This window comes from Asticcacaulis sp. AC402 (genome assembly GCF_000495835.1).
GTDB lineage: Bacteria > Pseudomonadota > Alphaproteobacteria > Caulobacterales > Caulobacteraceae > Asticcacaulis.
On the sequence record NZ_AWGC01000024.1, the window covers coordinates 36,060 to 51,861 of the forward strand.

Annotated in this window: 12 protein-coding genes; 8 read left to right on the forward strand and 4 right to left on the reverse strand. The window is 61.1% G+C overall.

Annotated features, from left to right (window positions below; translation table 11 throughout):
* Window positions 1-140: 140 nt before the first annotated feature.
* Together ABAC402_RS34180 and pdxH are read right to left on the reverse strand one after the other, a co-directional pair.
* Complete coding sequence (locus ABAC402_RS34180) at window positions 141-1,559, reverse strand: bifunctional aminoglycoside phosphotransferase/ATP-binding protein (protein ID WP_023450354.1); 1,419 nt, start codon at window positions 1,557-1,559, stop codon at window positions 141-143.
* A gap of 253 nt (window positions 1,560-1,812) precedes the next feature.
* The gene (gene pdxH / locus ABAC402_RS34185; RefSeq protein ID WP_023450355.1) at window positions 1,813-2,469 is read right to left on the reverse strand and encodes a pyridoxamine 5'-phosphate oxidase; all 657 of its coding nucleotides are present in this window, start codon (window positions 2,467-2,469) and stop codon (window positions 1,813-1,815) included.
* Window positions 2,470-2,588: 119 nt separating this feature from the next.
* On the opposite strand from pdxH, the gene ABAC402_RS34190 reads away from it, so the two are divergent.
* Entirely contained in the window at window positions 2,589-3,389 is an 801-nt protein-coding gene (locus tag ABAC402_RS34190; protein WP_023450356.1) for a DnaJ C-terminal domain-containing protein, read from the forward strand.
* On the forward strand, window positions 3,377-4,096 hold the full coding sequence (locus ABAC402_RS34195; protein ID WP_023450357.1) for a GNAT family N-acetyltransferase: 720 nt from the start codon (window positions 3,377-3,379) through the stop codon (window positions 4,094-4,096). Before ABAC402_RS34190 ends, ABAC402_RS34195 begins: the two co-directional genes overlap by 13 nt.
* Before the next feature lie 117 nt (window positions 4,097-4,213).
* Here the strand turns inward: ABAC402_RS34195 and ABAC402_RS34200 are convergent, their stop codons facing one another.
* Window positions 4,214-5,467: a dicarboxylate/amino acid:cation symporter gene (locus ABAC402_RS34200; RefSeq protein WP_023450358.1), complete on the reverse strand. Its 1,254-nt coding sequence runs from the start codon at window positions 5,465-5,467 to the stop codon at window positions 4,214-4,216.
* 206 nt (window positions 5,468-5,673) lie between these two features.
* On the opposite strand from ABAC402_RS34200, the gene aroC reads away from it, so the two are divergent.
* From aroC to ABAC402_RS34230, 6 genes are all read left to right on the forward strand, one after another.
* On the forward strand, window positions 5,674-6,777 hold the full coding sequence (aroC, locus tag ABAC402_RS34205) for a chorismate synthase (RefSeq protein ID WP_023450359.1): 1,104 nt from the start codon (window positions 5,674-5,676) through the stop codon (window positions 6,775-6,777).
* A 66-nt stretch (window positions 6,778-6,843) separates the two neighbouring features.
* Window positions 6,844-11,250 carry a calcium-binding protein gene (locus ABAC402_RS39345; protein WP_023450360.1) on the forward strand — a complete coding sequence of 1,469 codons (4,407 nt, stop codon included), beginning with the start codon at window positions 6,844-6,846 and terminating at the stop codon, window positions 11,248-11,250.
* Window positions 11,251-11,270: 20 nt separating this feature from the next.
* Window positions 11,271-12,914 carry a calcium-binding protein gene (locus ABAC402_RS34215; protein WP_023450361.1) on the forward strand — a complete coding sequence of 548 codons (1,644 nt, stop codon included), beginning with the start codon at window positions 11,271-11,273 and terminating at the stop codon, window positions 12,912-12,914.
* Window positions 12,915-12,974: 60 nt separating this feature from the next.
* Window positions 12,975-13,655 carry a hypothetical protein gene (locus ABAC402_RS34220; protein WP_023450362.1) on the forward strand — a complete coding sequence of 227 codons (681 nt, stop codon included), beginning with the start codon at window positions 12,975-12,977 and terminating at the stop codon, window positions 13,653-13,655.
* 78 nt (window positions 13,656-13,733) lie between these two features.
* Window positions 13,734-14,441, forward strand: a complete 708-nt coding sequence (locus tag ABAC402_RS34225; RefSeq protein WP_023450363.1) for a pirin family protein — start codon at window positions 13,734-13,736, stop codon at window positions 14,439-14,441.
* A gap of 114 nt (window positions 14,442-14,555) precedes the next feature.
* The gene (locus tag ABAC402_RS34230) at window positions 14,556-15,014 is read left to right on the forward strand and encodes a COG3650 family protein (RefSeq protein WP_023450364.1); all 459 of its coding nucleotides are present in this window, start codon (window positions 14,556-14,558) and stop codon (window positions 15,012-15,014) included.
* Between the two features lie 3 nt (window positions 15,015-15,017).
* On the opposite strand, the gene queE is transcribed toward ABAC402_RS34230, so the two are convergent.
* On the reverse strand, window positions 15,018-15,653 hold the full coding sequence (queE, locus tag ABAC402_RS34235) for a 7-carboxy-7-deazaguanine synthase (RefSeq protein ID WP_031235789.1): 636 nt from the start codon (window positions 15,651-15,653) through the stop codon (window positions 15,018-15,020).
* Between the last annotated feature and the right edge of the window lie 149 nt (window positions 15,654-15,802).

The following is a 15,802-nucleotide window of genomic DNA, read 5'->3' on the forward strand; positions in this document are numbered from 1 at the left end:
TTACCTTCAAAAAGCGAATATTTTTTGAACCCTAAACCGTTTAGAGTGCAGGCTTGCGAGAAGCCGTTCCAAAGATCGCGGCCAGTCCTATCTCGTACGCCATAGCCTAACGCCCGGATTGGGGCGCAATTACGACGTGGTTAAGGCTCAATATGCCATGAAAGCGTTGCCAGATCAACGGTTTGCTGGCGCTCGGCGATCTGGGGCGTGGCGTCGGAGACATCCTTTGTCCTCTGGGCGACCCGGGCGGCGCGATCGGCGGCCGGCACATCCAGCCAAACTCCGCGAAATGGCACGTGCGCTTGATCGGCGAGCGCCTGAGCCTTGTCGCGCCAGGCGGCTTCGCGGAAGGTGGCATCCAGAATCAGAGACTGGCCCGTAGCGGCGACGGTTTGCGCCAGGGTGAACATCTCACCATAGACCCGGTCAGTCTCGTCGGGCGTGTAGGCTTCGTGCGGCAGGGCTTCGTATTCCGGACAGGCCCAAAGGCGTTTGCGGATCTCATCGCTGCGCAGGATGACGGCGCCGGGCGGGCGGCCGCTGGCCGGGGCGATCTGGCGCGACTTCGTCGACTTGCCCGAGCCGGACAGGCCGCCAACGGCGGTGAAGGTCGGCGGCGCTATCTCAAGGAAACGGTGAGCCGCTTCAAGGTAGATGCGCGCCTTGTCCATTGCGTAGTTGCCCTCGCCGCCATAGTTGGCATTGACGTGACAACGTACACCGGCGCGCACGGACAGGTACAGCGGCAGCAGTTTCAGGCCGGCATAGACGCTGTGGACGTCGTCCTCAAGGCGTGCAGCCTGTTCGAGATAGACATTGAGCACGCGCGAGGCAGCATCGCCATGGCCCCTCACCCACAGGTCCATCAACAGAAAGCCCAGATCATAGAGCACGTCGATCTGGCTGAGGCGTTCATTGAACTCGATACAGTCGAACAGGACCGGCAGGCCATTCTCGACCAGAATATTGCCCAGGTGCAGGTCGCCATGGCAGTGGCGGACATGACCGTCGGCAAAGCGTTTCAGAACGTCGGGCTCGACGGCTTCGTAGGCAGCATAAATGGCGGCATTATAGGCGTCGACAGCCCCGGCACCGAGTTGCGTCCGGAAGACCTCGATATTGCGCTGATTGGAATCGATGACGTATTTGACATTGTTGTCGTGCTGGGGGTCGCGGCAGATCTCCGAGCCGGCATGAAACCGGCCGACCATGCGGCCCAGATTGTGCATCAGGTCGAGATCGGGCGTCCAGGCCGGGTCGTTCGAACTTTGCTCGCCCAGGACGCCGCTGTTGTCGAAGCGGCGCATGACCAGGACGCTTTCGCCGGCGATTTCCTCGACGCCGAGATAGATGTCGGCAGCCATGCGCTGATTGTAGCGCAGTTCGCGCAGCAGGGCCGAGCGGCGCTTTTCCGGAGAGGTAAAGTCGAGAAAGCCGTAATCGACCGACTTCTTGACCTTGTAGGCCTTGGTACCTTTAAGGATGACGACGGCGCACGAGGTTTCAATGACCTGGTCGGCGCCTTCTTTCAGGTGGTAGAGGACTTGGCTGAGCGACATGGTTTTCGGGTAGGACGTTTTTGCCGGATTGGCAACAGAGGCGCTTGACGGCAAAGGGCGGCGTGGTCAAGGAAGGCGGAATGTCCCCTCCCGTGCCCCCGCTCTTTTGCGTCTCGTGCGGCAAGATGGATGCTCTGTTTTTTGGAATAGGATTTTGATTCCACCAAAAACCCCGTTCCAGGGCTCAAGGCAAGATCAACGAAACATTTTTCGCGCCGGATGCAGCGCAGAAGGTATGCGATCGCCTTGACGATTACGGATACAGCTTCTCGCGGGTCCAGCCGGTAGCGGTGCGGGTGAACTGGACGCGGTCGTGCAGGCGGAACGGGCGGTCGCGCCAGAATTCCATCGCACTGGGTTCCACACGGAAACCCGTCCAGTGCGGGGGGCGCTCGATCTTGCCCAGACCGAACTTCAGGCCGTATTCCGCCACGCGCTTTTCCAAAGCAAAGCGATCGGGCAGCGGCTGCGACTGGTCCGACGCCCAGGCGCCGATCTGGCTTTGACGGGCGCGCGACGCGAAATACAGGTCGGCCTCTGCGTCCGTGACGCGTGTGACATCGCCGCGGATGCGAACCTGACGGCGCAGGGACTTCCAGTGGAACAGCAGCGCCGCCTTTGGATTGGCGGTCAGGTGCTGCCCCTTGGCGCTTTGGGTATTGGTATAGAAGACGAAGCCCTGGTCGTCGAAGTCCTTGAGCAGCACCATGCGCACATCCGGCAGGCCGTCGTCGTCGACGGTCGCTACAGCCATGCCGTTCGGGTCATTCGGCTCCTTGGCGCGGGCGTCCTTCAGCCAGTCGGCGAACAGGACAAAGGGCTCGGCGACGTCGATCTCGGCGCCGTGGGCGGCATGAGCGTCAGCGTAGTCGGACTCGGACGGCGAAGCGGGGATCAGGGGTGACGACATGGTGGTTCTCCTGCCCTGCCCTATAGCGGCTACTGCGGGGGTTCGCAGTTAAAAAACATGGCTAACGGCACATTAAGACTTTTTGCCGCATAACACGGCCGTAGCCTCAAGAGAGCGTCATGGCCCGAGCGAAGAAACAACCCAAGCCCGCTGTTGCAACCGTCGAGGAACCGACCACACGCGCTGAAGCGCTGGTCGCGCTGGGCCTGGCCGGCGAGGTCAGCGACGACGATGTCCGCACCGCTTTCCGGACGCGGTTGAAGGCCGCTCATCCCGATATTCACGGCGGCACCGACGCCCTGCTGCGGCGGCTGATCCTGGCACGTGAGTTGCTGATGTCGGACAGCAAGTCGGCGCACGAACATACAGAACTGCTAACCAATTTCGGGCCGCGGGTTGACGATCCGATCCGTCTGGACATCAGCCTGGCCCAGGCGATTGACGGCGGCGAGACCTTGAAGGACGTGCCGGCACTCGAAGTTTCGGCGGCGCATGAGGCGCTGACCTCGCTGACCCAGATGAAGACCCTGAGGGTGCCCTTGCCGGCGGGACTACGCAACGGCGATCTGTTGCGGGTGCCGACCGAAGGGGTACGCGCCGAGCAGGTCTTCCGGGTGCATATCGAGGCACCCGACGGGATTCGGGTGTGGGGCGGCGATCTGTGGATGACGGCCTATGTCGAGGCGCGGATCTTCGCCATCGGCGGACTTGCGCGAATCGAAACCCCGCATGGACCGCGAGACGTGGCGATCGAAAAGGATGCCCCGCGTGGGTCGAGCCTTTGCTTGCCTGGGCTGGGATTGCCAGCGACCGACAAGTCTGCGGCCGGCAATCTGCATGTGCGGCTGGAAGCGATGATGAACCGGGTACCTTCCTACAAAGAGGCCCTGAGCGAGTTCCGACTGAAATGGGCGTCGTGAGCGCAGACATCTTCAGTCCCTCCCTGGGCATTCGGGAAGATAGTTTCGGCAATCCTGTCGGCAAGGCGATTGCGGATTGGACCGGATGCGCGCGTTTGGTGGATGTCGTTCTGGAGGGCCGTTGTTGCCGCGTAGAGCCCTATGCGACGGGGCATGCCGAGGGGTTGTTCCGGGCTTTTGCCCGCGGGAACGGCGGGCTGTTCAGCTATCTCCCCTGGGGACCGTTCGGGTCGGCTGGTGAAATCGATGAGGTCGTGCGTTTGCACAGCGACCAGCGTGGCTTTCAGACCTTTGTCGTCGTCACCGGCGACGGGCCGGTCGGCCTGGCCAGCTATATGCGCTATGATATGCCGAACGGATCCGTCGAGATCGGCGGGCTGACGTTTTCGCCGTTGTTGCAGCGGACGACGGCGGCGACGGAGGCCATGTATCTGATGATGCGCCATGCCTTCGACGGCGGCTACCGACGTTATGAATGGAAATGCGATCAGTTGAACGCCCCGTCCAAGCGGGCGGCCGAACGGCTGGGGTTCGGTTTTGAAGGCGTCTTTCGCAATGCTGTCGTGACCAAGGGCCGTCGGCGAGATACGGCGTGGTATTCGGTGATTGTCGAGGAATGGCCGCAGGTGCGGGAACGGCTGGAGGCATGGCTGAGGCCGGAGAATTTTGGTGACGACGGGCGACAGATGTTGCCGCTGACCCCATAACGGGGTGCGGGGTCCGCGACCCCGCATTCTTGAATATCTTCCTGCCGTTCGCCCCCAAAGGCGGGCGAACGGCAGGAAGATATCTGGAAGACGTGGGGCCACGGGCCCCACACCCCGTTATTTGGTCCGCGCCAGCAAGGGCGATTCCGATTCGATCAGTCCATTTTCGCGACTGACCAAGGTCGCACACAACAGTTGACTCGTCACATTGGTCGCCGTGCGTATCATGTCCAGAATCCGGTCGATCGCCGCCAGCAGCGCAATCCCTTCCAGCGGCAATCCGGCCGTCGACAGAGTCACCGTCAGCATGACCGTCGCTACGCCCGGCACCCCAGCCGTCGCCAGTGAGCCCAGTACGCTGGCCAGGGCGATCAGAATATAGTGCTGAACGGTCAGATCGATGCCGAAATAGTTGGCGATAAACACCGCTGAAATCGCCGGATAGATCGCCCCGCACCCATCCGCCTTCATATTGGCGCCCAGCGGCAGGGCAAATCCGGCATAGCCCTTCTGCAGCTTCAGGTTTTCAATGGCCGCCTGAAGCGACACCGGCAGCGTGCCGATCGAAGAGCACGTAAAAAAGGCCGTCTGCTGGGCCGTAAAAATGCTCTTGTAGAACCCGACCACCCGCAACCCATGCAGCTTCAGCAGGGCCGGATAAACCCCCAGCAGCAACACAAAACAGCCGAGATACACCAGGCCGATATAGGGCACCAAGGGCTTCAAGGCGTCCAGACCATAGGAGGCCACCACTGAACCGATCAGACCGAACACGCCGATGGGTGTCAATTGGATGATCCATCGCGTCAGCCGGAACATGACCTGGGAGCCCTGCTCAACGATTACGCCCAGCTCCCTGGATTTATTCCCCAAAGCACCAATCGCCGCGCCCACCAGGATTGCAAAGAAAACGACGCTGAGCACCTGGCCTTCGGCGAAACTCTTGAAGATGTTCGATGGCACGATCCCCGTAATCACGTCCACCGGCGGAGGGATGACCTTCGGCGTCACGTTGGCCAGGGGCAGGCCCGACAAGCCAGCCCCCGGCTGGAAGTACCAGCCGATGGCCAGGCCGATCGATACCGCGATCACGGAGGTAATCATGAACCACATTATCGTATAAAGGCCCAGGCGAACCGCCCTGCCCCCGCCGGCCGCATCCTCGCCCTGGCCCAGCCGCGCCACCGACGCCGCAATGGTGAAAAACACCAGGGGCACCACCAGCATCTTGATCGCCCGGACAAAGGTATCGCCGATCGGGTTCAAAACCGGCAAGGCCGCCTCACCCCAAATCAAGGCGACAACAACGCCGGCGGCAAAGGCGATCACAGTCCGCAGCCAGAAAGGTATAAGGCCCAGCGCCTTCAACATAATAATTTCTCACGTAACCAGTCCGCAGCTATGCCCCCCTTTGCGCCAATAGACGAACTAAAAAAATTGCGGCCACAGGTGAATGCCGCTAAAGCCAGAGCAATTTTTCAGCTCAAGCGCCGCATGGCTCCTCGCATAAGCTCGGACGGGCGGTCGCCCTTGCCAAGGCGCAGGTAGACGCGCCTTGGAATTACAGACGGAAAGTCATGTCGCACAATACTTTCGGCCATCTGTTTCGAGTCACCACGTGGGGCGAAAGCCACGGCCCGGCGCTGGGCTGCGTGATCGATGGCTGCCCGCCGGGCATTCCCCTGACCGAAGACGACATCCAGTGGGCCATGGACCGGCGCAAACCCGGCGGCTCGCGCTTCGTCACCCAGCGCCGCGAAGCTGATGAAGCCAGGATTCTGTCCGGCGTCTTCGAAGGCGTCACCACCGGCACCCCGATCTCAATATTGATCGAAAACACCGACCAGCGCTCCAAGGACTATGGCGACATCGCCCGTCAGTTCCGTCCGGGGCACGCCGACTATACCTACTTTGCCAAGTACGGCGTACGCGACTACCGCGGCGGCGGCAGGTCCTCTGCCCGGGAAACGGCCACCCGGGTTGCCGCCGGCGCCGTGGCGCTGAAGGTGCTGCAAACCCTGGTGGGCGGCATCCAGGTCCGCGCCGCCCTGGTGCAACTCGGCGTCTATAAGGTTGACCGCGCCAACTGGGACTGGGCCCAGACCGCTGAAAACCCTTTCTTTTCGCCGGACGCCGCTTCGGTCCCCGCCTGGGAAGACTATCTCGACGGCATCCGCAAGGCTGGCTCCAGCATTGGTGCCGTCGTCGAAGTCGTCGCCGATGGGGTCCCGGCCGGCTGGGGGGCGCCACTTTATGCCAAGCTCGACTCCGAACTGGCCGCCGCCCTGATGACGATCAACGCTGTCAAAGGCGTCGAAATCGGCGACGGCTTCGGCTCAGCCGTGCTCTCTGGCGAAGACAATGCCGACGAAATGCGCATGACCGACGGCCAGCTGGTGTTCAAGTCAAACCATGCCGGCGGCGTCCTGGGTGGCATCTCGACCGGCCAGCCCGTGGTGGCGCGCATGGCGCTGAAGCCGACCTCATCAATATTGACCCGCCGAGAAAGTGTCGATGAAGCTGGTCAGGAGGTCGAACTGATGACCAAGGGCCGCCACGACCCGTGCGTCGGCATTCGCGCCGTGCCGGTCGCCGAAGCCATGATGAGCTGTGTGCTGCTGGACGCCTTTTTGCGCCATCGCGGCCAGACCGGCGGCGGTATTCACGAAATCGGGAATTAACCATCCGTCGTTGTCAGCAGCAGATTACCGTTCCATACTGTTGAAAACGCGGATGGAGAAACGCTCATGCTGTATTCAGGCACACCGGGTAACGACACCTTCGCTGGCACCAGCGACAACGACACGGCGAACGGCAATGGTGGCCATGATACCCTGGCCGGCGGGGTCGGCGACGATGTCATCACCGGCGATGACGGCAATGACAGCCTCAGCGGCGAATGGGGCAACGACACTCTGTCCGGAGGCGTCGGGTCCGATACCCTGGAAGGTGGCTTCGGCGACGACAGCCTTAGCGACAGCGATGGCGGCACGCTGAGCGGCGGCGACGGGTTCGACAGCCTGACCGGCGGCACCGGCGCCGATGTCCTGAATGGCGGCGCCAACGGTGACTGGCTGTCCGGCGGCGGCGCGAATGATATCCTGACCGATGGCGACCTCGGCGACCTGGCCAACGACACGCTTTTGGGCGGAACGGGCGACGATATCCTGTTCAGCCGCGGTGGCGCCGACTCGATCGAAGGCGGCGACGGTACGGACAGCCTGGTGCTGGACCGCACGACCTCGGCCACCGCGCTGATGGTCGACATGGCGCTGATGGTGACGCCGGGCGGGACTGTGCTGGCCGACGGCACATCGATCGCCAGGGTCGAGCTGGCTGAAATTCGCGGGGGCAGCGGTAATGACACCTTCCTGGGGGGCACCGCGGCCGATCGCTTCTTCGGCGGCGCCGGCGCCGACAGTCTGACGGGGGGGGCCGGCAACGACCGCCTGGAGGGCGAGGACGGCAACGACCAGTTGAATGGCGGCGCCGGCAACGATACCCTGACCGGCGGGGCCGGACTGGATACGGTCAGCTATGCCAGCGCCGGTGGCGCCACGACTGTCGACCTGAGGGTCACTGTGGCCCAGAATACCGGCGGCGGCGGCATCGATGTCCTTAGCCAGGTTGAGCACGTCATCGGCTCCGCCCATACCGATGTAATGATTGGCAACTCCGCCGGCAACCGGCTGGACGGCGGGGCCGGTGCAGACACCATGGCGGGCGGCGCCGGGGATGATACCTATATCATCGATGCCGCCGGCGATATCGCCCAGGAAAGTGTCAATGCCGGTATCGATACAGCCCATGCCGGGGTCACCTGGTCCGTGGTCGGAACGCAGGTCGAAAACCTTATCCTTACCGGAACGGCCAATAGCAACGCCACCGGGAACGGGCTCAACAATGCGCTGACGGGAAACAGCGGCAATAATCTGCTCGACGGTGGTACCGGCGGTGACGTGATGACTGGCGGGTTGGGGGACGATACCTACATTGTCGACGCCGTCGGCGACCGCATTCTCGAAAACCATCTCGAAGGCACAGACACCGTCCGCACCAGTGTCACCTATTCGCTGTTTGGCCGGGCCGTCGAAATCCTGGCGATGACCGGATCAGCCAATATCGAGGCCACCGGCAATTCCCTGAACAATAGCCTCATCGGCAATGGAGGTAACAACTTGCTGGACGGCGCCGGCGGCAACGACGTCCTGACCGGCGGCCTGGGGGACGACACCTATGTCGTCGACGCCCCTGGCGACCGCGTCGTCGAAAACCATCTCGAAGGTACCGACACCGTCCGCAGCAGCATCACCTATTCGATGTTCGGCCGCGCCGTCGAAGTCCTGGTCCTGACCGGGTCAGAGAATATCAACGGCAGCGGAAATTCGCTGGCCAATACCCTCACCGGCAACGCTGGCAACAACGGGCTGGATGGCAGCACAGGGAACGACAGCCTGGACGGCCTGGCGGGCCAGGACAGCCTTGACGGCGGTGACGGAAACGATGTCCTGTCCGGTGGCGACGGCCACGATGTCCTGATTGGCGGCGCCGGTTCGGATAGCCTGGCTGGTGGTGCGGGTAACGACAGCTACACGGTCGACGGCCTCAACGACACGCTTGTGGAACAGGCTGACCAGGGGCGCGACCAGGTGACCACGGGCCTGTCCTATGTTCTGGGCGAAAATCTCGAGGACCTGGTCCTGACGGGCAGCGCCCTCACCGCCACCGGCAACAGCCTTGATAACGCCCTGACCGGCACCGGCGCCGCGAATACGCTGAACGGGCTGACTGGCAACGACACCCTGACAGGCGGCACCGGCAACGACACCTATTATATCGACTCGGCCGCAGATGCGATCGTCGAAGCCATAGGCGGCGGCACCGACCTCGCCCTGGCCAGCGCCAGCTACGTCCTCGCGGATACAGCCCGGGTGGAAACCCTGACCCTGACGGGCTCCGGCAACTTGGATGCGACGGGCAACATCGCTGCCAATACCGTAAACGGCAATAGCGGTAACAACCGGCTGGATGGCGGTGGCGGCCTCGATACCATGATCGGAGGACTGGGTGACGATACCTATTTCGTCAACAGCCTGGATGTCGTGATCGAAGCCACGGGCGGCGGCTATGATTCTATTGTGCTGCAAAGCTACGACCGTACCGACTTCGCGCTGGCTGCGGACAGCGAGATAGAGGCTGTGACGATTATGGGTAACGGCCAGATTTCTGTGGTCGGTAACGGTTTCAATAACCGCCTTGACGGGAACAATGCCCATAACCGGTTCGACGGCCTGGGGGGACATGACGAACTGCTCGGCCAGGGTGGCAATGACTCGCTCTACGGCGATGAAGGTAACGACACGCTTAGCGGCGGCGACGGCGGCGACCGGGTGAACGGCGGCGCCGGCGACGACTCCATGACCGGAGGCCTCGGTGACGATACTTACTATATCGACTCAGGCAGTGACGTCGTGATCGAACTGGCCGGCCAGGGCCTGGATACGATTCTTGTCAATACCACCTACAGCCTGGCCGGAACCTATATCGAAGGCCTGCAACTGAACGTAACGACGGGAAACTTCAACCTTACCGGAAATGAGACTGCCAACCGGATGGTCGGCAATGAGGGCGACAACCTGCTGGATGGCGGCGCCGGCGCCGACAGCCTGCGCGGTGGTACGGGGAACGATACCTATGTCGTCGATGACGCGGGAGACCTGCTTTACGAAGACCCTGACCAAGGTATCGACACGATTGTGACTTCGATCAGTTTCGAGATGACCTTTTTCTATCAACACTTTGAGAACATCACGCTGACGGGCAGCGCCTACAGCGCCAAAGGTAACAGTCGCGACAACGTGCTGACCGGTACCTCGGGGAACAACTACCTGGATGGCTCTGGCGGCAACGATACGCTGATCGGTGGTGACGGCAATGACATCTATGTCCTGTCCGGACTGGATCAGATCATCGAGAGCGAAAATGGCGGTACGGACCAGGTTTCGGCAGACACCAGCTACAGCCTGGAGGGGGCGGCGGTTGAGAACCTCACCCTGCAGAACACGGCGGCGGCGCTCAATGCCACGGGCAACGTCCTGAACAACTACCTGACCGGAAACAACAATGCCAACCTGCTGGATGGCGGGGCCGGCGCCGATACCATGGTTGGCGCCAAAGGTAACGATACCTATGTCGTCGACAGCGATGGAGACCTCGCCGTGGAGACCAGTTCTCAGGATGGCAGGGATCTGGTTCAGGCCGCGGGATCCTATACGCTGGGTAACTTTATCGAAGACCTGACCCTGACCGGCGGCGACGCTATCGACGGAACCGGCAACGCCTTGTCCAACGTGCTGACCGGCAATGCCGGGATCAATGTGCTGAACGGCGGCGCCGGACACGACACCTATTACATCCAGAACGTCGGCGACACGGTCGTAGATACCACAAGCGGAATCGATGTGGTGTTTTCCCTGGTGTCCTTCGTTCTGAGTGACGGGGTGGAGCGGCTTTACCTGCAAGGTACGGACAATCTGACCGGCATGGGTAACAGTGGGGATAATCAGGTGAGCGGCAATGCCGGGAACAACCTGCTCGAAGGCGGGGGCGGCTTCGATATTCTGTTCGGCGGCAATGGCAACGACACCATCATCATCGATGGCAGAGACGAAGCCAGCGGCGGTGGCGGGATCGATACGCTTTTCTCCTCGGTTTCCGTTGATCTGGACGTCGGCGAGGACCAGGACGGCCATGTCTTTGGATTTGAAACCGTGATCCTGACGGGAAGTGACGACCTGAGTATTTATGCTGGCGGTTCAGGCAGTGAATCCCTTTACGGCAATACCGGCAGCAACAACCTGTACGGGGGAGACGGTGACGACCGGCTGGACGGCGGCGCCGGTAATGACAGGCTGGAAGGCAACGACGGTGCCGACCTGTTCGTATTCGGTCTCAACAGCGGATCGGATACAGTCCAGGACTTTACCCGCCTTGAAGGCGACCGGATCGATGTCAGTGCTTACACGGGCGGGATCGCCAATGTCGGCATTGTGTCCCAGGTCGGATCACACACCGTCATCGACCTGGGCGGCGGCAATACCATTTCGGTGCAGTACACCACGGTCAACGACGTCCTGTCCTATATCGTCTGGTAAACAGCCTGGGGAGCACAGTTATGGCCTATTTTCCGGGTACGCCCGACAACGACATCTATACTGGTGGCGTCGGCAATGACGAAATCAAGGGCCTGGGCGGCGATGACATCCTCATCAGCGATGCAGGCCAGGACACGCTGTTCGGTGGCGACGGCCATGACTGGATCGACGGCGGAGCCGGCGACGACATCATGGGCGGCAGCTCAGGCAACGACACCTTCGTCGTTGACAGCGCCGGGGATACGATCATTGAATGGACCAACCAGGGCACGGATACCGTCCGGGCGTCGATCAGCTTTTCTCTGGCCGGGCGGCAGATCGAGCTCCTGACCCTGACCGGAGCGTCGCATATCAACGCGACCGGTAACGGGTTCAATAATGTGCTGATCGGCAACAGCGGCAACAACGTCCTGGATGGCGGAGTCGGCGCCGACATGTTGCAAGGCGGACTGGGCGACGACATCTACTATGTCGACCATGCCGGCGATAATGTCGTCGAAGCGCATTTTGAAGGCTCGGATACCGTCATTTCCAGCATCACCTACGCGCTGTTCGGCCGGGCCGTCGAAAACCTGATCCTGACAGGCGCCGGTCACATCAACGCCACCGGCAACTCCCTGGCCAATATCCTGACCGGCAACAGCGGCAAAAATGTCCTGGACGGACAGCAGGGTATCGACACGATGTCGGGCGGACCGGGCGACGACACCTACTATGTCAACAGCACCAGCGACGTCGTTGTGGAAGCCAATGGCCAGGGCTATGACCGGGTCTTTTCGAGCGCCACCTTTTCCCTGGCCGGCCAGTTCGCGGAGGTCCTGGTGCTGACCGGTGCGGGGAACACCGACGCCACCGGGAATTCTTCGAAAAATCTGCTGATCGGCAACAACGGTAACAACGAGCTGGATGGATCGTCGGGCGATGACACCCTTGAGGGCGGTGCAGGCGACGATACCTATTATCTGGGTCTGGACAAGAACGATGTCGTCATTGAAGCCATCGGCGGCGGTAACGATACGATCCATACAGGCGCCAGAAGCTTTACCTTGGTTGGTCTCCAGGTAGAGAACCTGCGTATGCGCGGGGACTCTCGGGAAGGTTTCGGCAACGACCTCGACAATCGGATTACCGGCAACGGCTATAACAACCTCCTGTACGGCGGCGCCGGCAACGATACGCTGGACGGAGGCGCTGCACATGACGTTATGACCGGCGGGACCGGCGACGACGTCTATTACGTCGGCTCTCTCTATGACGTCGTAAATGAAGACGCGGACGGCGGCATCGACTGGGTCATGGGGGGGAACTCCCAGCCCCTGTTCGCCAATGTCGAAAACCTGACCTTACTAAACGCCAATAACGTCAATGCGACCGGCAACGGGCTTGACAACCGGCTGGAAGGCAATACCGGCAACAATAGCCTGACCGGTGGCGGCGGTGCGGATCTTTTCGTGTTTCTACTGGACAGCGGGACGGACAGGATCAACGACATGAACGGCGCCGAAGGCGACCGGATCGATATCAGCGCCTATACAGGCGGAGTGGCCGCCCCTGCCCTGGTCACCCAGTCCGGCGCCAATGTGCTGATCGACTTGGGCGACGGTAACACCGTCCTGATCCTGACCGATACGGTCGACAATGTGACGCCGTACATTATCTGGTAAGCAAGGCGGTTGCCTCCCCTGCCGGCCCACGATAGATTGGCCGGAACAAGGGGGAATACCATGTTGTCCAGAACTCTGATCCTGAGCGGCCTGGCGTTTGCCGCTGTTGTCGGCGCCGCTCGGGCGGAAACGCCGCCGCAAAAATCCATAGACGACCTGTGCGCCGAACGGGCCTGCCGGACGGGCGGCTACGAAGTCGCCGTCCGTATCAACGACAAACATTATACGACGGTCCCAATCGGCCGGTCGCCCTATGTCACCGAAGATGGTGACATCCTGATTTATCCAGGCGAGACCCTTGCATTCCAGTTCGCCGTTGACGGCGATAAGCTGAGAGCTCCGACATTTGTCAAAGCCTTCTCCGCGCAGTTTCCCGCCAGCATTGCCACGGAAGACTCCCTGAGTGACAACCCCGCCGATGCGACCCTGCCGAAAATTCCAGAGGGCCTGTCAGGGGAACGGATGGCCATTCTTCCTGAAAACACACTCTTGGTGTCTTATGGTCAATACGGTGATGACTCCGGCATGATCATGGAGTTGGACCAGAATCTGACGCAAAAGCTTAAGCTCGACGCCACCATGTTTCTGATCGAAAAGAACGCCTATGATCAGCAATATACCTCGACCTGCCCCATCTATCCAGGACATAGCGTGATGGAATTTTGGCCCCACGAAATCGGTCCGATAGTCCTGTCGAATTTTCGTTTCTTGAAAGACAGTGACGATATGGCTTGCAAGTAGGCGTATTGTAATTGTTTAAGTTACACTTATATGGACGACATCTAAGCGGCGTCGGCGACGCCAGAGGGAGATGTAACGATGATCGACAAGAGACCTTTCGACAAGCTGGGCGGCGCTAATCATGGCTGGTTGAACGCCAAACACCATTTTTCCTTCGCCAGCTATTATGACGCCGGCAAGATGGGCTGGGGCTCCATTCGCGTGTGGAACGACGACGAGATCGCCGCCAACTCCGGTTTTCCGCCCCATCCGCATGACAATATGGAAATCATCACCTATGTCCGCGAAGGCGCAATTACCCACGAAGACTCGCTTGGCAACAAAGGCCGGACCGAGGCTGGCGACGTCCAGGTGATGTCCGCCGGGACGGGTATCCGCCACGCGGAGTACAATATGGAAAGTGAAACCACCAGGATCTTCCAGATCTGGGTGATCCCGAGCGTACGCGGTGAAGCCCCCAGCTGGGGCGCCAAGCCCTTCCCCAAGGACGATCGCGCCGGCAAGTTCGTCACCCTGGCCTCAGGCTTTGACGGCGACGGCGATGCTTTGCCGATCCGGACGCCGGCGCGGCTGCTGGGGGCCACCCTTCTGAAGGATCAGTCGGAAACCTACCGCCCGGTCGAGACCGGCGGCCCGCGGTACCTGTATCTGGTGGTGTCGAAGGGCAAGGTCGAGGTCAACGGCGTCGCACTGAATACGCGCGACGGCGCTGCCATCAAGGACGAGGCGGAACTGACCATCACCGCGCTCGAAGACGCCGAGGTCGTGCTGCTCGACGCTGCCTGATCGAAAGTGTGGCGCACTGTCACCACCTATCGGAAATTGCAACGGATGTCTGGACGAACGCAAACGCGGAGCCTAGGATTTTGGATCCGCGTTTGGTTTCTTTGGAGCCCTCCTATGCGCATCGCGCTGATTGCCCTCCTCGCCCTGGGCCTTGCGGCCTGCGAACCGGAAATCTCCGGCGGCGAACCCGCGGCTGCGCCCGAGCCACCGGCGACACCTGGAGGCCCCACGGTGCCCGAAGCGCCCAAAAAGGTGATCGGCGGGGTCGACCTCAGTCAGCCGGTGAACCTTGTCGGCACCGAGCCCTTCTGGAGCGTCAAGGTGGATGGCGCGACGATGACCTATTCCTCTCCCGAAGCTTCCGGCAAGCCTTATCCGCTGGAGACGACCAAGATCGTCAACAGCAAGGCGGAGCTGGCGGGCGGCGGGCTAAGCGTCACCCTGACAGCAGGTACTTGCTCGGACGGGATGAGTGACCGGGTCTATCCGCTGACGGCCGTAGTGAAGCTGGACGGCAAGACGTTAAACGGCTGCGCCATCAGCGCCGCCGAAATGGCCCAAACAAAACCGTAAGATCTACTTCAGGCCCACCAGTTTGTGGGTCTGGACGCTCATCCGCCATTGGGGATGCACCAGGCAATAGTCGATCACCGCCTGGGTGTTGGCGGCCTGCTGCGGGCTGTCCTTGGGCTGAAGGTAAAAACGTTCGAATTGCAATTCCAGGAAATCAGAAGGATCGACATTTTCCTGTGGCCAGACAAGCTTCAATTCCTGTCCGCTTGTTTGATGCAAGCGATTTTGCCCTTTTGGTGACACGCATATCCAGTCAATACCTGCGGGCGCTGTCAAGGTGCCATTGGTTTCGACGGCTATGTAGAAACCCGCACTCTTAACGGCAGCGATAAGGTCGGCGTCGAGTTGTAACAACGGCTCGCCTCCGGTGAAGACCACCGCCTTTGCGGCCGCCCTGCCTTCGCCCCAGACGGCATCGAGCGCGGAAACGACATCGGCCGGCGTGGCGAACTTGCCGCCGTTTTCGCCGTCGGTGCCGACAAAGTCAGTGTCGCAGAAGTCGCAGGCTGCGGTGGCGCGGTCCTGTTCACGGCCGCTCCACAGGTTGCAGCCGGCGAAACGGGCGAAGACATTGACCCGCCCGGCCTGGCCGCCTTCGCCCTGAAGGGTCAGGAAGATTTCCTTGAAACTGTACATGATGGGGATTTAGCGCCAATCCCGATTGAAATCTATGGGTTGGGTGAGAAAGGATTTTTTACCACGAACCACATGAACGGCACGAACTTTAGGATTGTCCGGACATCACCGCCAAACGGCTTCATTCGGTCAAGGCCGCTTCGCGGCGGGTG